Annotated in this window: 21 protein-coding genes; 8 read left to right on the plus strand and 13 right to left on the minus strand. The window is 68.9% G+C overall.

The features are described from left to right. A partial coding sequence (locus ACYVE7_RS12350) for an ATP-binding protein (RefSeq protein ID WP_460364772.1) occupies positions 1 to 2,667 on the plus strand: 2,667 nt, incomplete at its 5' end. 105 nt (positions 2,668 to 2,772) lie between these two features. Beyond that, positions 2,773 to 2,934, plus strand: coding sequence for a hypothetical protein (locus ACYVE7_RS12355; protein WP_460364774.1), 162 nt, complete (start codon positions 2,773 to 2,775; stop codon positions 2,932 to 2,934). Positions 2,935 to 2,989: 55 nt separating this feature from the next. Here ACYVE7_RS12355 and ACYVE7_RS12360 read toward each other — a convergent pair whose 3' ends face one another. The 12 genes from ACYVE7_RS12360 to ACYVE7_RS12415 form a co-directional block, all read right to left on the minus strand. Further along, entirely contained in the window at positions 2,990 to 4,171 is a 1,182-nt protein-coding gene (locus ACYVE7_RS12360; RefSeq protein WP_460364775.1) for an inorganic phosphate transporter, read from the minus strand. Beyond that, entirely contained in the window at positions 4,168 to 4,785 is a 618-nt protein-coding gene (locus ACYVE7_RS12365; protein ID WP_460364776.1) for a DUF47 domain-containing protein, read from the minus strand. The genes ACYVE7_RS12360 and ACYVE7_RS12365 overlap by 4 nt, the downstream gene beginning before the upstream one ends. 234 nt (positions 4,786 to 5,019) lie before the next feature. Next, entirely contained in the window at positions 5,020 to 5,796 is a 777-nt protein-coding gene (gene pstB / locus ACYVE7_RS12370) for a phosphate ABC transporter ATP-binding protein PstB (RefSeq protein WP_460364777.1), read from the minus strand. Positions 5,797 to 5,811: 15 nt separating this feature from the next. Further along, positions 5,812 to 6,702 carry a phosphate ABC transporter permease PstA gene (pstA, locus tag ACYVE7_RS12375; RefSeq protein ID WP_460364778.1) on the minus strand — a complete coding sequence of 297 codons (891 nt, stop codon included), beginning with the start codon at positions 6,700 to 6,702 and terminating at the stop codon, positions 5,812 to 5,814. Next, positions 6,699 to 7,682: a phosphate ABC transporter permease subunit PstC gene (gene pstC, locus ACYVE7_RS12380; RefSeq protein WP_460364779.1), complete on the minus strand. Its 984-nt coding sequence runs from the start codon at positions 7,680 to 7,682 to the stop codon at positions 6,699 to 6,701. Before pstC ends, pstA begins: the two co-directional genes overlap by 4 nt. Positions 7,683 to 7,794: 112 nt before the next feature. After that, positions 7,795 to 8,904, minus strand: coding sequence for a phosphate ABC transporter substrate-binding protein PstS (gene pstS / locus ACYVE7_RS12385; RefSeq protein WP_460364780.1), 1,110 nt, complete (start codon positions 8,902 to 8,904; stop codon positions 7,795 to 7,797). A gap of 463 nt (positions 8,905 to 9,367) precedes the next feature. After that, positions 9,368 to 9,865 carry an ATP-binding protein gene (locus tag ACYVE7_RS12390; protein ID WP_460364781.1) on the minus strand — a complete coding sequence of 166 codons (498 nt, stop codon included), beginning with the start codon at positions 9,863 to 9,865 and terminating at the stop codon, positions 9,368 to 9,370. Between the two features lie 178 nt (positions 9,866 to 10,043). Further along, the gene (locus tag ACYVE7_RS12395; protein ID WP_460364782.1) at positions 10,044 to 10,217 is read right to left on the minus strand and encodes a hypothetical protein; all 174 of its coding nucleotides are present in this window, start codon (positions 10,215 to 10,217) and stop codon (positions 10,044 to 10,046) included. Beyond that, positions 10,214 to 10,447, minus strand: a complete 234-nt coding sequence (locus ACYVE7_RS12400; RefSeq protein WP_460364783.1) for a hypothetical protein — start codon at positions 10,445 to 10,447, stop codon at positions 10,214 to 10,216. Before ACYVE7_RS12400 ends, ACYVE7_RS12395 begins: the two co-directional genes overlap by 4 nt. 320 nt (positions 10,448 to 10,767) lie before the next feature. After that, positions 10,768 to 12,000 (minus strand): helix-turn-helix domain-containing protein, encoded by a 1,233-nt coding sequence (locus tag ACYVE7_RS12405; RefSeq protein WP_460364784.1) that lies wholly within the window; start codon positions 11,998 to 12,000, stop codon positions 10,768 to 10,770. A gap of 154 nt (positions 12,001 to 12,154) precedes the next feature. Next, a complete protein-coding gene (locus ACYVE7_RS12410) occupies positions 12,155 to 12,694 on the minus strand; it encodes a GNAT family N-acetyltransferase (RefSeq protein WP_460364785.1) in 540 nt (179 codons plus the stop codon). A 10-nt stretch (positions 12,695 to 12,704) separates the two neighbouring features. Then, positions 12,705 to 13,760, minus strand: a complete 1,056-nt coding sequence (locus tag ACYVE7_RS12415) for a helix-turn-helix domain-containing protein (protein ID WP_460364786.1) — start codon at positions 13,758 to 13,760, stop codon at positions 12,705 to 12,707. Between the two features lie 387 nt (positions 13,761 to 14,147). Between ACYVE7_RS12415 and ACYVE7_RS12420 the strand changes: the two genes are divergently transcribed. The 6 genes from ACYVE7_RS12420 (at position 14,148) to ACYVE7_RS12445 (ending at position 18,862) form a co-directional block, all read left to right on the plus strand. Further along, positions 14,148 to 14,972 (plus strand): radical SAM protein, encoded by an 825-nt coding sequence (locus ACYVE7_RS12420; protein ID WP_460364793.1) that lies wholly within the window; start codon positions 14,148 to 14,150, stop codon positions 14,970 to 14,972. Beyond that, on the plus strand, positions 14,972 to 16,171 hold the full coding sequence (locus ACYVE7_RS12425) for a methyltransferase domain-containing protein (RefSeq protein WP_460364787.1): 1,200 nt from the start codon (positions 14,972 to 14,974) through the stop codon (positions 16,169 to 16,171). Before ACYVE7_RS12420 ends, ACYVE7_RS12425 begins: the two co-directional genes overlap by 1 nt. A 151-nt stretch (positions 16,172 to 16,322) precedes the next feature. Then, positions 16,323 to 16,820, plus strand: a complete 498-nt coding sequence (locus ACYVE7_RS12430; RefSeq protein ID WP_460364788.1) for an NUDIX domain-containing protein — start codon at positions 16,323 to 16,325, stop codon at positions 16,818 to 16,820. An 883-nt stretch (positions 16,821 to 17,703) separates the two neighbouring features. Beyond that, on the plus strand, positions 17,704 to 17,991 hold the full coding sequence (locus ACYVE7_RS12435) for a hypothetical protein (RefSeq protein WP_460364789.1): 288 nt from the start codon (positions 17,704 to 17,706) through the stop codon (positions 17,989 to 17,991). 104 nt (positions 17,992 to 18,095) lie between these two features. Next, the gene (locus ACYVE7_RS12440; protein WP_460364790.1) at positions 18,096 to 18,443 is read left to right on the plus strand and encodes a hypothetical protein; all 348 of its coding nucleotides are present in this window, start codon (positions 18,096 to 18,098) and stop codon (positions 18,441 to 18,443) included. Further along, positions 18,440 to 18,862 (plus strand): MerR family transcriptional regulator, encoded by a 423-nt coding sequence (locus ACYVE7_RS12445; protein WP_460364791.1) that lies wholly within the window; start codon positions 18,440 to 18,442, stop codon positions 18,860 to 18,862. The genes ACYVE7_RS12440 and ACYVE7_RS12445 overlap by 4 nt, the downstream gene beginning before the upstream one ends. Positions 18,863 to 18,967: 105 nt before the next feature. Here ACYVE7_RS12445 and mshD read toward each other — a convergent pair. Continuing rightward, the coding region (gene mshD / locus ACYVE7_RS12450; protein ID WP_460364792.1) for a mycothiol synthase at positions 18,968 to 19,577 on the minus strand (610 nt) is incomplete at its 5' end.

The following is a 19,577-nucleotide window of genomic DNA, read 5'->3' on the forward strand; positions in this document are numbered from 1 at the left end:
CACGACCAGACCCTCGTCCACCCCCCCGCCCCCCAAGGCGGCCACCACCCCCACCCGCCCCTCGACCGCACCATGATCCAGCCTCCTGGCGGCTTCGCCTCCCCTCAAGCCTCCGCAGCTCAGCAGCAGGCCGGCGGCCTCCAGGGACCGGCGGACGGCGCCCAGCAGGCGCAGCCTCTCGACCGCACGATGGTCCAGCCGCCCGGTGCTTTCGCCTCTCCTCAAGCTCCCGCGGCCCAGCAGCAGGCAGGCGGTCCCCAGGGAGGTGCCGACGGCGCTCAACAGCCGCAGCCGCTTGACCGCACGATGGTCCAGCCGCCTGGTGGGTTCGGTTCCGAGCAGGCGGGCTCGCCGCAGCAGGGTGCCGGTCAGGCGGGTGATGGCTCGCGCGGGGCGGTGTCCGGTCAGCCGGGACGGGCGGGTCAGGACGGCGCGGGTCGGGCCGGGTTCGATGCCCAGGTGACTTCTCGGGATTCCGATGGGTTGCGGGCGGCGGCGGCTGAGGCGATGAGTGCGCCTGCCGATGTGCCGCCCGCCGGGAATGCCGGGGCGGCGACGATGCTCGACGCCGGGGCCTGGCAGGACGCGATGGCGCAGGCGCGAAGCGCGTCCGAAGCGGCTGGGCAGGCGGAGAACTCGGAAGGGCGCGGCCCATCTGAGGAGGAGGGCCCGGCAGGCAGCGGATCCGGGGTGCCCATCGAGCAGGCGACGATGCTGGATGGCGCTGCGGTTCGTGACGCGCTGGCCGAAGCGCGTGCGGCGGGAGGCGCGGCCGCGCCGGTCGAGCAGGCGACCATGCTGGACGGTGGTGCCGTCCGTGACGCGCTGGCCGAGGCGCGTGGTGCGGCCGGGAGTGGAGCCGTGCCGGTTGAGCAGGCGACGATGCTGGACGGTGGTGCCGTCCGCGACGCGCTGGCCGAGTCCGGTGGGGCGCGGGCGTCGGAGCGGCCCGAGGGGCGGGATGGCGGGGTGCGGCCGTTCGTGGCGGACGCGCAGGCGACCATGCTCGATCAGGGTGCGATCAATGAGGCGCTCGCGCAGGCGCGGGGTGAGGGAGCCCGTCCGGTCGAGCAGGCGACGATGCTGGATCAGGGACGTGTGCCGCAGGCGGGCGGGCCGGGCGTCGAGTTCGCGACGATGGTCGACCGCGGCGCCGGGGAAGGGCCCACCGCGCCGGACGTCAGGGCGACGTCCCTGGATCGGGGCGTCGGCGGGGTGCCCCGCACGATGCTGGACGGCGGCGGCATGGCCCCCGGGAACGGGCCGGTGGCGGTGTCGGTGCTGCTCGTCGGCGGCGCGCACACGGGGCAGCGGCGGTTCGGGCGGATGATCGCGCAGATCGTCGGCGACGGCGGCTACCGGATCAGTGACGCGGAGGAGCTGCGCGGGCTGGCTTTGGAGCGGCTGGCGTCGCTGTTCGATCCCGGCGGGCAGACCGTCCTGCTGGAGCGGATCGACGCGGCGATCCTGGAGGCCGCCGATCCGAAGGCGTTCCTGCGGACGCTCCGCACGGTCCGCGGCCGCGCCAGGACGCCGATGATCGCCACCTGTGATCCGCGAACTTTCAAGCGGTTCGCCCAGGAACATCCGGAACTGCAGGAGATCTTCCGTGTGTTCCGTCTGCCGGAGCTGCGGGGTGTCGAGCAGCGGTCGACGCTGCTCGGGGTCCTCGCGCAGGAGCGCCGCACGTCGCTCGACGGCGACGCCTGGGCGATCGCCCGCGAAGACCTCGGACGGCTGCGCGGCCCCGGCGATCTGACCGGCGCCCGGCTCGTCGAGGCGTATCTGGAGCGCGCCTGCCAGCGGGCTCTGGGACGCGGCGCCCGCGACAGTCTCGTGGTGCGGGCCGAGGATCTGACGGGCGTCGCCGAGTCGATCGAGCCGTCGCTCCGCCCGGCCGGCGACGTCGACGGCTATCTGAGGACCCTGCGCGACCTGCTCGGCATCCCCGACGTCAAGGCCGACGTCCAGCGGCTCGCCGACGAGGCGGAGGGCCCCGTCAACCTGCTGTTCGAGGGCCCGCCCGGCACCGGCAAGAGCACCGTGGCCGGCCTGATCGGCGGGATCTTCGGCGCGCTGGGCCTGCTTCCTTCGGGCCATCTGATCCAGTGCCGTCCGCAGCATCTGAACGGCCGGGACGCCCTCGACACGGAGCTGAAGGTCGCCGGGATGGTCCAGCAGGCCGACGGCGGCATCCTGCTCGTCCAGGACGCGGACCGCCTCTCCCAGTCGGTGGTGGGGGAGCTGTTCCGCGGGATGCGCGAACACTCCTTCATGCTGATCATCTCGGGCGGCGATCTGTCCAGGTTCCTCCGGGCGAATCCGGATGTGGCGGCGACGTTCCAGCGGCTCCGTTTCGACCCGCCGTCCGACCGCGAGCTCGTCCAGCTGTTCTCGGCGCTGGCCGAGAGCAAGCTGTACGTGGTCGACGAGGAGGTCAGGGCGGAGCTGATGGCGCGGATCGCCCGCGGCCGCGACGGCGACGACTTCGCCTACGGCAGGACGGTCCGCCAGTGGTTCGACGAGACCGTCGTCAACCAGAACCGCCGGCTCGCCGGGATCCAGGGCGCCGACGGCCTGACCGTCGCGCGGCTGACCGTCCGCGACCTGCCGGAGTCCAACCTGAGAATCCTCGGGAACCTGCACGAGACCCAGCGCAACGACTAGCACGGATGGCCATCGAATGGCCCGCTTGGGTCATGGGATCCGGCGGGGCCGCGGCGTAGCCTTGGCCCTGGGTGTGGGGTTCTTGCAAGGAGGAGGTGGACGCGGATGCGCTTGACCGAACTCGACCGGCGCTTGCACGATGACGTGGCTCTCGGGGAGATCGAGCTGTACTCGGAGCTGCTGAGCGCGGTCGCCACCGCGGAACGGCAGCTGACGGACGCCGAGATCGACATCGTCCTGGGAGTCTGTCCGGAGCCTGTGGTCTGACGGCGAAAAGGGGCCGCTCGGGACGTGGACGTCCTGAGCGGCCCCTTCGCTGCGCCTACGGCGTCGTCAACCCGAAGATCTTCAACGCGAAGTACACGATCGCCGCCATGCCTCCCGCCGCTGGAAGCGTCAGGATCCAGGCGATGAGGATGTTGCCCGCCATGCCCCAGCGGACCGCCGACAGCCGCTGCGTCGACCCCACACCCATGATCGCCGAGGAGATCACGTGGGTGGTGGAGATCGGCGCGTGGTAGCCGATGGCCGCGACGTACAGGATGGAGGCGGCCGTGGCCTCGGCCGCGAACCCCTTCGGCGGGTCCAGTTCGATGACCTTGCGGCCGAGCGTCCGCATGATCCGCCAGCCGCCCGCGTAGGTGCCCATGGACAGCACGAACGCGCTGACGAGGGTCACCCAGAGCGGGACGTGCGAGGCGTCGGTCTGGTAGCCGGTGGCCACCAGTGCCAGCACGATGACGCCCATGGTCTTCTGCGCGTCCTGGAGGCCGTGTCCGAATGCCATGGCCGCCGCGGACAGGGACTGGGCGATCCGGAAGCCGCGGCTGACCTTGCCGGGTCTGGCCCGCCGGAACAGCCACAGGATCGCGACCATCACCAGGTAGCCGAGGACGAACCCGGCGATCGGCGAAAGGATCATCGGGATGATGACCTTCTCGACGACCTTGTCCCAGCCGATCGTGGTGGCGGCGGCGATGCCCGCGCCGACCAGGCCGCCGATGAGGGCGTGTGAGGACGACGACGGCAGTCCGAACCACCACGTGATCAGGTTCCAGACGATCGCGCCCGCCAGCGCCGCGAACACGACCGTCAGCCCGCTGACGCCTTCGAGCGTGGGCAGGATGTCGGCGATGGTCTTGGCGACGCCGACGCCCACGAACGAGCCGAGCAGGTTCATCACCGCGGCCATGATCAGCGCCGCGCGCGGGGTCAGCGCCCGGGTCGACACCGAGGTGGCGATGGCGTTGGCGGCGTCGTGGAAGCCGTTGGTGTAGTTGAACCCGAGCGCGACGGCGACGACGAGCACCAGCCAGATGCTCTCCGCCGACACCCCGAGCATGGCGATGGCGATGCCCGCCGACAGCAGCGTGACCACAGCGCCGCTGACCGTGACGTAGAGCGTGCGCTTGCTCTGCGTCGTCTCGGGCTGCTTGTGCTTCTCCAGCGGGGGAAGCTCCTTGACGCTCCCCGGCTCGGTGCTCCCCGGGCCTTCCTCGGTCATGATTCCTTGACCGCGATGGTCTCGACGGTGTTCGCCACGTGCTCGAACGCGTCGGCGGCGTCTTCGAGGCGGTCGATGATCTCCTTGAGCTTCATGACTTCAAGGGGCTCGTACTCGCCGCTGAACAGGTGCGCCAGCAGCTTGCGGTAGATCTGGTCGGCCTGGTTCTCGAGACGGTTGATCTCGATCCAGAACGCGTTCAGCTCCCGCAGGGTCTTCAGTCGCGGCATCGCCTCGGCGGTCAGCTCGGCGGCGCGTTCCAGCACCTCGACCTGGCGCACGACGTCCTTCGGCAGCCGTTCGATCTTGTACAGGACGACTAGATCAGCGGCCTCTTCCATGTAGTCCATGACGTCGTCGAGCTGGGAGGCGAGATCGTAGATGTCCTCCCGGTCGAACGGGGTGATGAAGCTCTCGTTGAGCCGATGCATGATCGCATGAGTACATTCGTCGCCGGCGTGTTCGCAGGCGCGCATCTTCTCCGCGATGGCCTCTCGGTCAGCGCCGTCGCTGATGAGCTCCACGAGCAGGCGGGCTCCGGTGACCAGGTTGTTCGCCGAGTCGGCGAACAGGTCGTAGAAGCCGTCTTCACGCGGTGTGAGACGCAAGCGCACGTTCTTCTCCTAGTGCGGGAACTATCCGCAGGCGATCGTAGGCGGTCGTGCCCGGTATGACGAACTTTCACCGGAGCTTTCCCCGCTGTCCACCAACCTTCATCAGTGATGGTTGCCAGTGATCAACTCCCGCACACCCCTAACACGGACGTTTTCGTACGACATGGCATCTAGTTGACCTGGAACGCGAAGGGGCCCGCCGAGTAGGCGGGCCCCTGGTGCTGAAGTGACGGATCAGCCGAAGCGGCCGGTGATGTAGTCCTCGGTGGCCTTCTCGCCGGGGTTGGTGAAGATCTTGGACGTGTCGTCCAGTTCGATCAGCTTGCCAGGCTTGCCGGTGCCCGCGATGTTGAAGAACGCGGTCTTGTCGGAGACGCGGGCGGCCTGCTGCATGTTGTGCGTCACGATCACGATCGTGTACTGCGACTTGAGCTGGGCGATCAGGTCCTCGATGGCGAGGGTGGAGATCGGGTCCAGGGCGGAGCACGGCTCGTCCATGAGCAGGACCTGGGGCTGGACGGCGATGGCGCGCGCGATGCACAGACGCTGCTGCTGACCGCCGGACAGGCCCGCTCCCGGCTTGGCGAGCCGGTCCTTGACCTCGTTCCACAGGTTCGCGCCCTTGAGCGACTCCTCGACGATCCCGTCGAGTTCGCCGCGCGCCTTGATCCCGTTGAGCTTGAGACCCGCCGCGACGTTCTCGTAGATCGACATCGTGGGGAACGGGTTCGGCTTCTGGAACACCATGCCGACCACGCGGCGGACGGCCACCGGGTCGACCTTGTCGTCGTACAGGTCCTGGTCGTCCAGGAGGACCTTGCCTTCGACGCGGCCGCCGGGGATCACCTCGTGCATCCGGTTGAGGGTGCGCAGGAAGGTCGACTTGCCGCAGCCCGACGGGCCGATGAACGCGGTGACCGAGCGGGGCTCGACGGTCATCGACACGTCCTCGACGGCCAGGAAGTTGCCGTAGTAGGCGTTGAGGCCGGAGACCTCGATGCGCTTCGCCATGGGGACTGAGACTCCTTAACCGATCTTGGTTCGGCGGGCGACGAGCCGGGCACCGAGGTTGAGCAGCATGATGATGAGGATCAGGGTGAGGGCGGCGGCCCAGGCCCGTTCGTGCGCGAACTCGTTGGAGTCGCCGGCCTGGTCCCAGATGAAGGTGGGCAGCGAGCCGATGGCGCCGGAGAAACCGTTGGTGTTGATCACCTTGGTGAAGCCGACGACCAGCAGCAGCGGCGCGGTCTCTCCCATAACGCGCGCGACGGCCAGCATGATTCCGGTGACCATGCCGCTGAACGCGGTCGGCAGGACGACCTTGGTGATGGTCCGCCAGCGCGGCACGCCGAGCGCGTAGGACGCCTCACGCAGCTCGTTCGGGACGAGCTTCAGCATCTCCTCCGCCGACCTGACCACGGTCGGGATCATCAGGATGGTGAGGGACAGCGCGCCGGCCAGGCCGGACGCCTCGAAACCGAGCGTCAGGATCCAGAAGGCCAGGATGAACAGGCCTGCGATGATCGACGGGATGCCGGTCATGACGTCCACGAAGAAGCTGATCGCTTTGGCGAGCCGGCCGTCCTTGCCGTATTCGACCAGGTAGACGGCGGTCAGGATGCCGACGGGCACCGCCAGCACCGTGGTGATCGCGATGATCTCCAGGGTGCCGATGATGGCGTGGTAGATGCCGCCGCCCTCCTGGAATCCGGCCACGCCCTTCATGGAGTGGTTGAGGAAGTCCGGGTTCAGCTTGCCGATGCCCTTGCTGACGACCATCCAGATGACGGAGACCAGCGGGATCAGCGCGAGACCGAAGAACACGTAGACGAGGGCGTGGACGGCCTTGTCGGTGAGTTTGCGCCGTGCCGAGACCGGCGGCAGCGCGAGGGACGGGATCTCCTGCTTGGTGCTCACACGAACTCCTTGCGCCGCGCGACGACAGCCCGCGCGCCCATGTTGATCAGCATGGTGATGACGAACAGCACCAGACCGGACGCGATCAGCGCGCCCTGGCCGGTCTTCCCGGCCTCCGCGAAGCTGAGCGCGATGTTGGAGGCGAAGGTGTTGCCGCCGTTCTTGAGGATGTGCAGCGTGATGCCGGGCGCGAGGCTCAGCACCAGCGCGACGGCGATCGTCTCGCCCATCGCGCGGCCCAGGCCGAGCATCATCGCGCTGATCATGCCGGAGCGGCCGAACGGCAGGACGGCCATCCGGATCATCTCCCAGCGGGTCGCGCCGAGGGCGAGCGCCGCCTCCATGTTGGCCTGCGGTACCTGCAGGAACACCTCGCGGGAGATCGAGGAGATGATCGGCAGGATCATGATGGCCAGCACGATGCCCGCGGTGAACAGGGTGCGCCCGCCGACGTCCTCCGCGGGGCCGCCGAACAGCGGGAACCAGCCGAAGTGGGCGTTGAGGAAGATCGAGACGTCGTCCATCTTGGTGACGAAGAACATCGCGCCCCAGAGCCCGTACACGATCGACGGGACGGCCGCGAGCAGGTCCACCACGTAGCCGAGCGCGCTGGCGATCTTGCGCGGGGCGTAGAACGCGGTGAACAGCGCGATGCCGATCGCGACCGGGGTGGCCAGGATCAGGGCGATCGCCGACGCCATCAGCGTGCCGAACGCGAGCTGGGCGATCCCGAACTTCGCCGGGGTGGCGTTCGGGTTCCACTCCTGTGACGTCAGAAAGTTCGCGTCGTTGGCCTGCAGGGCCGGGATCGCCTTCACGATGAGGAAGGTCGCGATCGCGGCCATGATCACCAGGACGAAGACGCCCGAGCCGAGCGAGGCGCCGTAGAACAGCCGGTCGCCTTGGCGTCCGGTGCTCGCGGGCTTACGCGGCGCGCGCACCGCTGTGGCGGCCGCGTTCACCTCGTCGAAGCTGGTCACCCCAACCCCTCCTTCAGGGTTCTTTACCTTTGATTCGGAAGCGGGTGTAGCCCCGCCGCCCGGTGGGGCGGCGGGGCCACTGTCGTTCTGGCCGGTCAGCGCTCTGCTCGGACTAGGAGAGGGCGGCGACGGAGGCGCGGACCTTGGTGATCACGCTGTCGGGGACCGGGGCGTAGCCGATCTTGACGAGCTGCTCCTGGCCCGCGGGGGACGCGGTGTAGGTGAGGAACGACTTGACGAAGTCGGCCTCGGCCTTGTCCAGGCCCTTCTCGCAGACGATCTCGTAGGTGACCAGGACGATCGGGTAGGCGCCCGGGGTCTTGGTCGTGTAGTCGATGTCGAGGGCCAGGTCGTTGCCGGTGCCCTTGACGGTCGCGCCCTCGATGGTCTTGGAGGAGGCCTCGGGGGAGACGGCCACGTACTCGCCGGCGCCGTTCTTGACCTTGACGGCCGAGAGCTGGTTGTTGGTCACGTACGACAGCTCGACGTAGGAGATCGAACCCTCGGTCTGCTTGACCAGGGTGCTCACACCGTCGGACTTCGGCGCGCCCTGACCGGCGGCGGCGATGTCGGCGGGCCAGACCTTCGACTTCTCCCACTTCCAGTCGGCGGGAGCCGTCTTGTTCAGGAACTTGGTGAAGTTGTCGGTGGTGCCCGACTCGTCGGCGCGGTAGACCGGCTTGATCGGGGTCGCCGGGAGCTTCGCGTCCTTGTTCTCGGCGGCGATCGCCGGGTCGTTCCAGGTCTTGACCTTGCCGGAGAAGATCTTGGCGAGGGTCGCGGAGGACAGCTGGAGGTCCTTGACGTCCTTCAGGTTGTAGACCACGCCGACCGGGCCGACGACCATCGGCAGGTTCAGCGGGGTGTTGCCGCCGCAGCGGGTCTTCAGCGGCTCGACCTCTTCGGGCTTCAGCGCCGAGTCGGAGCCGGCGAACGCCGCCTGCTTCTGGGTGAACGCCTGGATGCCCGCGCCGGAGCCGGAGGCGGTGTAGTTCAGGGTCGCGCCGGAGCAGTTCTCGCCGTAGCCGTTGGTCCAGGACTCGATGGCGTTCTTCTGCGCGCTCGAACCGGCAGCGGCGACGGTGCCCTTGACGCAGCTGGCGTCGCCGGGCGAGGCAGTGGTGTTGCCGCTGCCGTTATCGTCCGAGCCGCACGCGGAGAGGGCGAGCGCGCTGGCGAGCACGACGCCGCCGATCGCGGAAAGCCGGATGCCGTTCTTCACGGGGAATTCCTCCTGGGTAGGCGCGGTGTCCCCGTGGCTGTTCAGGGTGATGGGGTCACCGTCATGCTCCGAAGGTAGGAAGCCCAGGTGAACGACTCGGACCGGTCCAGATGAACGGGGCGTGAACACGATCGAACACATCTGGGAAGAATGTCTCGATTTGGTATTGCCATAAGGTGAACAAGCTCACACCACCCCAAAACCCCCCGCCCAAAGGATAGGCCGCCCGCCCCGCCCGCTCCTCAAAAAGCGCGGTCTTTCGCTCCGCTCAAGGCCCCGCCGATCGGGGCCCGGCCCCCGAGCCCCTGCAAGGGGACCAAGCCCCCTGCACCCCCGAACCCCGGGGAGCTCGGCCACTCAGAAGCCGAAATCACCTGTCCGAATCAAGACGGAACGCACCAGATGCCCGAGTCTGCCACCCGGGCGGCTGGCTGTGTGGTCTGGTCCGGGGCGGGCAGCCGCATCAGGCGTTCAGCGCCTCCGGCCGTTGCGGTGCGGAGGCGGCATCCAGCCGCCAGGCCGCCCACACGATCTTCCCCTCGGCGCTCAGGCGGTAGCCGACGTGATCGGCGGCCGCGCGGACCAGCGTGAGCCCCCGGCCGTCCTCGTCGAGCTCCCCGGCAGCGCGCGGGACCGGAGGCGCCTGCGACACGTCGCCGACTTCCGCGATCAAGTGGCTGGCCGTGAGCCGCAGCCGGACGGTGAGCATCGGCGGCGTTGCGGCGTGAAGCTCGGCGTATCCCTGGGGAGCCTCGTCCGGGCCCGTAGCGCGCACCGCGTTGGTCGTGTACCCCGACACCACGAGGGCGACCTGGTCGATCAGGTGATCGAGGCCCCGCTGGGCCAGTCTCGTCGTCACGAGCCGTCGGGCCATCCGGACCGACTGCGGGAGCGCCAGGAGCCGCAGGCTGTCGAGCTCGCGGGTCTCCCCGTCCTGGCCGGGTGAAAAGCCGTTCGGCATGGCGAAGCCGTTCCGGACACGGAGCCCTCGGCGGACTCCTGACGTTGGTTGAATCCCTGACGATCCCAGCGCGGCCGGAAGGCGGCCGTCGAGCGTAAGCAGTCGCGGCCAACCGCGAGCGCGGGCCCCGCCACCACACAAAGGGCGGCTGACGACCCGTCTGATGATCACGCTCGCACTACCCATGACCCTGATCCACCGACTCCTCCGGAGCGGCGTTGGTGCCGCGCGGCGGATGGCTGCGCTGTGTGGGGTTGCACGCGACCGTGCCGTCCACGTGTTCCCACCATTCGGCCACCCACTGGACCGGCACCCGGCAGAACCGGCAGCGGGGCGGCTGATCACCGGTCATACCGTCGCCTCGGCCTCGGCCTGAAGCGCCAACGCCTCGCTCAGCCGCTCGGGGCTGTCCTCGATGACCGTCATCACCACCCCGGCGACCTGCTCCTCCTCCGTCACATGATCACGATCGAGCCGGGTCGCGATCAGGCTCCGAGCATCACGCGTCAGCCGGATCCGCCAGCCTGGGTGGCGGATGCCGAGGCGGGTCAGCTCGGGGTTCGGTGTTTCGTGCGCGTCCATGATCACCTGCCAGTTGTTCGGCGAGGTCGTGGATGGTGCCGGCACGCAGCGTGGGGCGGGCCGTCCCGGTCAGGCGGCGGGCGAGCCACTCGCCGTGTGAGCCGTCGGCTCGCAGGTCGCGCCAGATCTCCCACTCGCCGCCGAAGACGGCCGTGAGCGCTTCGCTGATCGTCGGCCATGGGCCGCGCAAGCCGGTATCCATTCGGACCCCTAGGGTTTTCGGGTTGTCCGAGACGGTACGGAGCGTCATCGACGCGTGACAGGCGCGCTACGCAGCCCTTTCGGGCGGACGGCCGCGAGAAGGCTATGGAGCGTAGCCGTCAGGCCACCGGAAGGCCCAGAAAGGCCGCCATATCGCGCTGCTCACGTGACGGCATCCGTTTGCGCGTGTTCATGATGTCCTCGGTGATGTCCCGCGCGGCCTGCTGGTAGCGCAGCCATTCCGGGGAGCGCCTGCGGAGCATCTGCAGGATGCCCAGCGCCTCGGCGGGCCTGCCGACCTGAAGGTTCGCCTTGGCCTTGTCCAGTCCGTGGCGGTTCACCCCGGTCCGGAGTCGTGAACTCACCTCGGGCGGGATCCGTTCCGACAGTTCCAGCGCCCGTTCGGGATGCCCCAGGATCAACTCGGCCTCGATCGTCTTCAAATCGACGGTGACCGTGCCGAACATCAGATTCTCGGCCGTGTCGATCTCGCCGGGCAGCGGGGCGGCAGCCGCCCGCGCCACCGAGTGGAGTTCCCGCGCCTCCTCGACCCGGTTGTTGCGGGCCGCCGCGGCTCCGGCGCGCAGCAGCAGCCAACCCCACGCGGCGAGCTGGTCGGGGGTCGCGGCCCGCATCCGGCGGGGCTCGATCTCATCGGCGGTACGGACACAGAGATCTTCCACCTCCGCGAACCGTCCCTGCCGCAGCAGCGACCACGCCTGCGACGAAACGGCGGCCGCCGCGAGAGAGTCGTCACCGACCGCGACGGCGTCACGGAGGCAGTCCCGCAACGCGGTCTGCGCGAGATCATGCTGACGGACCTGGATGAGATACCGGCCGGTGACGCCCAACACGACGCCGCGCAGCCGCACGGCCCGGTCGTGCTCGGATCCGTCGAGCTCCCGCACATGGAGATTGGCCGAGTCGATGATGGCGGGGGCCAGCGAAGCGACGTCGTCGTACCGGTCGGCGTAGTAAGCCGCCGCGACCGAGGTGATCGCGCGGTCCAGCCGGACCAGATCCGGCTGCTGCTCTCCGCCCACAGGGCGCAGTGGGTCACCGCCAATCCCCAGAGGCGGGCTGATGGCCCGGCGCATCTCGGCGAGGACGAGCTCGTCCCGCGCGGGTTCGACCGGAGCCGGGGACGCCGCGGCGCCGAACCACACGGTCGTCACGTTGAGCGCGCGGGCGAGCTGATGGTAGGTCTCCATGCGGGCGCTGCCGCCCTGCTCGATCTTCTTGACGACCGCGACACTCAGCCCGGCCACGTCCGCCAGCTCCTCCTGGGTGAGCCCGCGACGCCGGCGCAGCTCCCGCACCCGGTCCCCGATTCCAGAGATGCCCTCGTTCACAGGCCCCGCCTCACTGACGCAGTCTCGACACCCCCACGGTATGCGGCACACCCCCGCTTTTCACCGAGTTCGCACCGCTGCCCAGCGGCACGCAACTCTCCGGACGGCGATCCGATGCGTCGCCGTACTGGCGAACGACACTTCCAACGTCCCCTCAGAGGTCCTTGATCAGAACGTCCATCAGGGGTGCGTGGGTCACGTTCGGTCGTAGTTCTGTGGCCTTCCGCCATCCCCACCGTTCGTAGGCCGCGTAGGCGGGGTTGGCGGGGCGGACCAGGAGTGTTGCCCGCTGCTCCGGCCGGTCGCGGAGGAGTTCGTCGTGGAGGGCGTGGGCGACGCCCGACCCGGTCCATGCCTGCCGGACCATGAGTTCGGACAGGGCGAAGGTCCGGTGTCCGTTCTCGGTGGTGAAGCCGGGTTCGGGTTCGGTTGCGAGGCCGGTCCACCAGCCGGAGTTCGCGGTCAGTGGCCAGCCCCAGGCTTGGCCGATCGCGGCTTCGCCGTCGTAGGCGATGACCAGGAGCAGGCCGTCGCGGCCGGCGTAGCGGTCGAATCGGCGCATGAACTCCTCGGACGTGCGGAACGGGTCGGTGCCGGCGGTCGTGGCGTAGGCGTCGAGGTGGATGTCCCGGACGGTGTCGCGTTGGGCGCGGGCGCCTGCCGCGTCGTAGCGGCGGAACAACAGGTCGCTCATGCCCTCATTGTCACGCGGTCGCGGCGGCGAGGGCCTTCGCGGCGGCGTCGTACCGGACGGTGAAGGCGTCGCCGTCCGGCATCGCCTTGCGGACGGGGTCGAGGGCCTGCAGGACGCGCACGGAGGTCAGGCCCCGCCCATGGAGCTCGGGTAGCACGGTCAGTGCTTCGCTGACGGCCGCGCCCTGGTCGCCGGATTGGGCGAGCGCACCTGAGAGGCAGGCCCGGTAGTAGGCGCGGTCGCGGGGAGAGCGCGCGGGGTCGTTGAGGACGACCTGGTACAGCTCGGCCGCCTTGGCCGGGGAATCGAGCAGCATCGCGCCCATGGCCTCGTAGCCGGTGATCTCGGAGTGGGACACGAACGCGGTCCAGGGCAGCTCGTCCGCCCGGCGGCCGCGGTCGAGTTCGCGGCGGGCCTGGTTGATCGAGGATCGGAACGCGAACTCGTCGTCGAGGGCTGCGTAGGCGAGGGCCTGGCGGAGCGCGATGAGCGCGTGGAGCGTCGGGGAGGGGTCGTGGCGGGCGGCTTCCGCGGCGCGTTCGGCGCTTTCATCCAGCATCAGCCGGGCCCGTTCGTAGACCCTGACCGCCTCGGCCAGCAGGCCGCCGCCACCGGCCGCCCGGTCCCGGGCGCGTAGCTGGTCCAGGCACGAGTGCAGGTAGCGGACGTGCCCGCGGTCGACACGCTCAGGCGCGGGGATCATCACCCCGACCGCCGTGCCGACCATGAGCCGGTTGAAGTGGCGCCGGTCCACGTCTTCGCTGACTCCCGTTCCCCAGAACGCGACCTCTTCGTCGGAGTCCACCGCGACGTCGACCCGCCCCAGAACCAGCGGGAACAGCGCTTCGCGCGGCATCCCCAACGCATCGAACATTCCCAGAATCTGCCCGATGTCGTTGGCGGTTCTCCGTTCTCCGCGCTCGATCCGGTACACCATGGTCTGCGACCAGCCGAGGAGTTCGCCGAACTGCAGCTGGGACAGGCCGGTCGCCCCACGCAGGACGGCCACCACCGCGCCCATGTCGGCGCGGGCGAGCGCGCGCCGGAGCGGCTCGGAATCCCACATGCTCAGAGGCGTGGCGCCCACCGTCGACCGCGACGCCGTCATGCACGGCCCGCACAGCGGATCAGGGTTGTAGCGACTGAGGCGGGTGTAACGGCACGCCGGACAGACGGGCCCCTGCGTTCCCACCACGATCCCCGCTCTCGTAGGAGGCTCGCTCACACGGGCCGGTCCGGAGGTCCTGCACCACCGTAGACCGGCCCTGACAAGGCGGATACGCCACTTTGGCATTTCTGATCGCCGCCGGCCTTGCCCTGTCCGGCATTGGCACGCGGCATCCGGATCGCCACCCTCGCAAGCAGGCGACGATGAGACCGGACGGGACGCGCGCCGCCCGCACGGTCAAGACACCCAGCACCACGACCTGACAGAGGAGCATGTGTGACGATCATGGAGGAGCGGCCGGTCGAGTCCTTCGCGGACTGGATGGCCGAGCTGGAGATCACCCGGACCTGCGAGCTCCGATGCACCGGCTGCTACAACAACTCCGGGCCCCGCGCCGGGACCGGCGGCATGAAGACCTCGGACTGGCTGACCGTCATCGACGAGGCCGCCGACCTGGGGATCGGGACGATCCAGCTGATCGGCGGAGAGCCGACCAGCCACCCCGATCTGGGGCTGATGATCCAGCGGGCGCTGATCCGCGGCCGCCGCGTGATCGTGTTCTCCCACCTCGCGGACGTCCCGGACGCCCTGTGGCCGTACCTGATCCATCCTGAGGTGAGCCTGGCGACGTCCTGGTATTCCACCGATCCCGCCGTCCACGACGCGATCACCCGCACCCCGGGCAGCCACGCCGCGACCCTGGCAGGGATCAAGGAAGCGGTGGCCCGAGGAATCACCGTCCGGGGCCGCGTAGTCGACTACGGCCAGGACGCCGTTGCCGCCGCCGAGCAGCTACGCGCGCTCGGCCTGACCGACGTGCGGATCGGCTCCGTCCGGGACGTCGGCCGCGCCTCCCGCAACGTCGCGGGCGTCGCGTCCCCGTCGTGCGGAATGTGCGGGATCGGCCGTCTGGCCATCGACACCGACGGCAAGCTCATGCCGTGCGTGCTCGGCGGCCGCCACCTCAAGGCCGGTGACGTCCGTGACCACGGTCTCGCCCGGCTCCTGCACAGCACGCTGTGGGAGCAGACCCTGGAGGCCGTCGAACGGCCCCAGGCCGCCCAGGGCTGCCCGCCGGCCGACAGCAACGACTGCAACCCGGCCGTCTGATGGAGTGGCAGAAAGCTGCGCTGCGGCTGTCCGAGCAGGTCACCCTCCCCGGCTCGGTGTGGAGGCCGGCGATCGCCGCTGTCCCCCGCCACGTCTTCGTCCCCACGTGGTGGGAGCCCACCGCTGAAGGATGGGCACGCCGCGAGGGCGCGGCCGACGAAGCCGCCTGGCGGGACGCCGCCTACGCCGCCCGCCGGAGCCTGGTCACCCAGATGTCCGGGCAGCACGCCGACACCACCCCCGACGGCACGCTTCTCAAGGTCGGGCGGCCGACCTCCAGCGCGTCCATGCCGGTCGTCCTCATCCAGATGTATCGGCACATGGCCGCCGACCGGGCCGGCCTGAAAGGCCTCGACGTCCTCGATCTCGGCACCGGCTCCGGCTACGGGGCCGCGTTGCTGGCCACGGTGTTCGGCGACGACCATGTCGTGAGCGTCGACGTCGACCCCGGCCTCGTCACCGTCGCGGCCGAACGGCTCCGCGAAGCCCGCCTGCACCCCGAAGTCCTGGCCGTCGACGGTCTGGACGATCTGCCCGGCAGCTTCGACCTGCTCGTGGCCACGTTCTCCGTCCCCGGCATCCCCGAGTCCTGGCTACGGATGTTGCGGCCGGGCGGCCGGTTCGTCACCACCCTGGCGAACACCTCGATCATCCTCACCGGCAACCGCATCGAGGACGGGGGAGCGGTCGGCTGGGTGGAGCGGGACTGGGCCGGTTTCATGACCGCGCGCCGGCAGCCCGGCGACTACCCGGCCGTCGTCCTGGCCGACGACCACGCCGTGAAGACCTTCCTGGACGCGTGGGACGGCGCGCCGTCGACGTCATCCCTGCCCGTCGTCAGCCTCGATGACGCATGGGAGCTCGCCACGATGCTCGCCCTGGAGATCCCAGGAATCGAGTGGCACTACCTCGACCGCGACGCCACCGACGGTCGCCGCTCCCTGATCCTCGCCCACCCCGACGGGTCATGGTCCGTCGGCCACACCGAGACCGGCCGCAGGGAAACCCGCATCATCGCCGGAGGCCCGCAGAACCTCTGGCACACCCTCGACGAGCTGCGCTGGCGGTGGATCGGCGACGGGTCGCTGCCCTGGCGAGGCGCCGCCGCCACCATCACCCCCGACGGCCGCCTCACCCTCCGCCGGGGCTCATGGACTCACACGATCCCGCCCGTCACCGACCAGGAAGGGCCACGATGACCACCACGCTGCCCGACGCCGTGCCGCCACTCGGCGGCCACCCACTGGATCAGCACACGGCAGAACCGGCAGCCGTCCCGGTCAGGCGGCGGGCGAGCCACTCGCCGTGCGTCACGAGGACCAGTGCGGACGCCTTGCAAGAGGAGGGGCGTTGACGTCGACGAACACGCGCAGGATCGACTACTGGCAGGATCCGGACGCGCCGGAGCCGACCTCGCGAAAACCGTCCGCGAGTGTCATCGTCCGTGACGAGCTGGGGCGGCTGTTGCTGCTGCGCAGGACCGACAACGGGCTGTGGACCATCCCCACCGGCGGCCTCAAGAAAGGCGAGACGATCACTGAGTGTGCCGTCCGCGAGTGCCGTGAGGAGACCGGGATCGACGTCGAGATCACGGGCCTCGTCGGGGTCTTCACCACCCCCGACCACGTGATCGTCTACGAGAAGCACGGCAAGATCGACGAAGTCCGCCAGCCCGTGAACGTCTGTCTCCACGCCCGTCCCCTCACCCACGACCTCGCCCCCGACCCCGCTGAGGCCTCCGACGTCCGCTGGGTAGACCCCGAACACCTGCCCGACTACGACATCCACCCCGCCCTCCACCGCAGAATCACCCACGGCCTCTCCGGCCACCCACCTCACATCGACTGATCCCCATCGCACCCTTCACCGTCGGCAGGGGCACTCAGCGCCAGGCTCCGCGCAGTCCGTCGGTGGACAGGTCAAGATCGAACTCATGGACTGTCCGACCATGAGTTGTGCAGCCGTCCGGTTGTCGATTGCGGTATCGGTCTCCGCGCTGCGGTCTCTTGAGTTCACCATCGGGCTATTGTGCGATCCTATCTGTGCTGGATCAGTCGAGTTTGCTATGAAGGTAGTCCGGAATGAGTGGGATCGAGGCAGGGGTTCAAGAAATCGTTCGAGGGATCAATGGGGCGATTGTTGAGAGCCACCCGGATGTGGAGTGTTCGGGTATGGTTCGCGTTGTCCCGGTGAATCCAAACGCATCACGCATCTTGGTTTACTGGAGCTCGCATGAAATAGTTGTCTCATTTGGTGCTGAATCTCGGGTGGAGCTTGGGCCGGCGGATCTCGGGCACCTGGCTAGTGTTGTCGGTGGAATCGTGGCGGGTGGATTGGTGGAGACTCTTTCGGTATTCGGATCTTCGTTCCGTCTAGACATGGGCGACTCTTTGATCACTGGTAGCTATCATCACATTATCCCGAGGAGGATCCGTAGGGAAATGATGGAATATGCACCATACTAAACCGTTCGCCGAGGGACATATGCTTCCATGCCCGTCCGGCTGACCCCTACGTCGACTCGTCTCATGGCTTTCGCCGTCGGCCTGTCAGCGCCAGGCTCCTCGTAGGCCCTCGGTGGACAGGTCGAGATCGAAATCGTGGACTGCCTCGACCATGAGTTGTGCGGCTGTCCGGTTGTCGGTTGCGGTATCAGTCTCCGCGCTGCGGTCTCTTGGGTTCGTCATTGGCGGCCCGTGCCTTCCTGGTGCAGAAGTCTTAAGAGGATCTGATGATGGCAAGGTCTGAACAGAATACGGTCGCTCAGGATGTCCTGGAAGAGAAGCTCAAAGAGTGGGAGGGTAAAGGTTATCGCGCGATCCTGTCTATGCTGGATCGGCCGAGTTGCTATGAAGAGGTCGTTCGGAACGGAAATTCCTACACGGTCAGCAGTTTTGCTGTGGAGGGTGGGCCGTCCGGAGATCTCGTCCTTTTCGTGACGGTCGAATGGAGCCTTCGCATCTCCATCTCGCCCTTGACCGGCGGTTTCACTGTCAAGCCCGACGGGAGCATTGTCTGATACCGCTCCTTCGTCATTCTGGTCGTGGGTTTCTGTCTGGACGGCTTGCGGGCTGTACCGGGGTACGGGCTTACGGTCGAGGTGACGGACGTGAGGGAGGCCCGATGGCTGAGGTTCCGATCATGTGCGCGCTGTCGTCCGGCGGGGTGGTGGCGCGGTTGGAGGAGTTCAAGGGGCTGTTCGCTGAGGGGCTGACGGGGGTTGAGCGGGAGCCGCTGCGGCTTCGGTTGATCTTTGATGCTGACGCTGCTCGCGAAGCGGTCGTTCGGGAGCTGTTCGCCCGGGAGGAGCGGTGCTGTGCGTTTCTCGAGTTCGGATACGGGCGGGCGGAGGGCGGGCTGGTGGTCGAGGTGAGCGCGCCGGACGGGGCCGGGGCGACGTTGGACGGGATGCAGGCGTTGGCCGAGCGGAACGCGTCGCCGGAGGACGTCGCCCGGGGGTGGGCCAGGTGAGTGGCGGATACGACGGCTTGCGGTCCAAGCAGGTCGCCGACGCGGCCGGGGTGAACCGGCAGACCCTGCGCTACTACGAGCGGCGAGGACTGATCGCCGAGCCGGAACGGACCCTGGGCGGGCACCGCCTCTACCCCGAGGAAACCGTCACCGTCCTGCGGGTGATCAAGACGGCGCAGCGGCTCGGGTTCACCCTGGACGAAGTCGCCGACCTGCTGGAAGCCGCCCGGCACCGGCACGACACGGGCCTCCGGCAACGAGCACGCCGGAAACTGATCGAAGTCGAGCGCCGCATCACCGACCTGAAGATCATCCGCACCGCCTTGACCGACGCGATCAACGCGGGCTGCGACGACCTGATGGCCTGCGCCCACCAGCCATGCTGCCCCCTGCCCTTCGCCGAACTCACCCAGCCCTGACGGATCGATCAGGGTGCGGGGGCGGTGACGAACTCGCCGGCGTTCGCCAGCGGAGCGCCCATGTCCCGGAACCGGTCGGGAGGGGTCGGCGTGTCTTCGGCTGGGTCAGGAGGGGGTGGGGGCGTACATGACGTCGGTTTGGTGGCGGGTGAAGCCCAGGGATTCGTAGAGGCGGACGGCGCTGGTGTTGGATTCGTCGACGTAGAGGAGGACGGTGGGGAGGCCGCGGTCGCGGAGGTGGTGGAGGCCGGCGAGGGTCAGGGTGCGGCCCAGGCCAACGCCCTGGATGGACGGGTCGACACCGACCACGTAGACCTCGCCCAGGCCGTCGGGGTGGGTTTTCGTCCAGTGGAAGCCGACGAGGCGGTCGCCCTTGGTGGCGAGGAAGAAACCGGACGGGTCGAACCACGGCTCGTCCATGCGGTGCCGGAGATCGTCGATCGTCCACTGGCCCTGCTCGGGATGGTCGGCGAACGCGACGCGGTTGAGGCGCAGCCACGCCTCGGCGTCCGACGGCTCGAACGTCCGGATCGCGAAACCCGCGTGAATCCGGTTCACCGGCAGCGAGTCGTTCAGAGGACGCCGGAGCTGGAACAAGGCCCGGACGCGCGCCAAACCCAGCGCGGCGGCCAGCGCCGCAGCCGCGGGAAGATCGCCGTGGGCCCAGATACGGGCGTCGCCGAGCGCCGTGACCAGGGCGCGGCCGTGGCCGCGG

This window comes from Actinocorallia lasiicapitis (genome assembly GCF_054778695.1).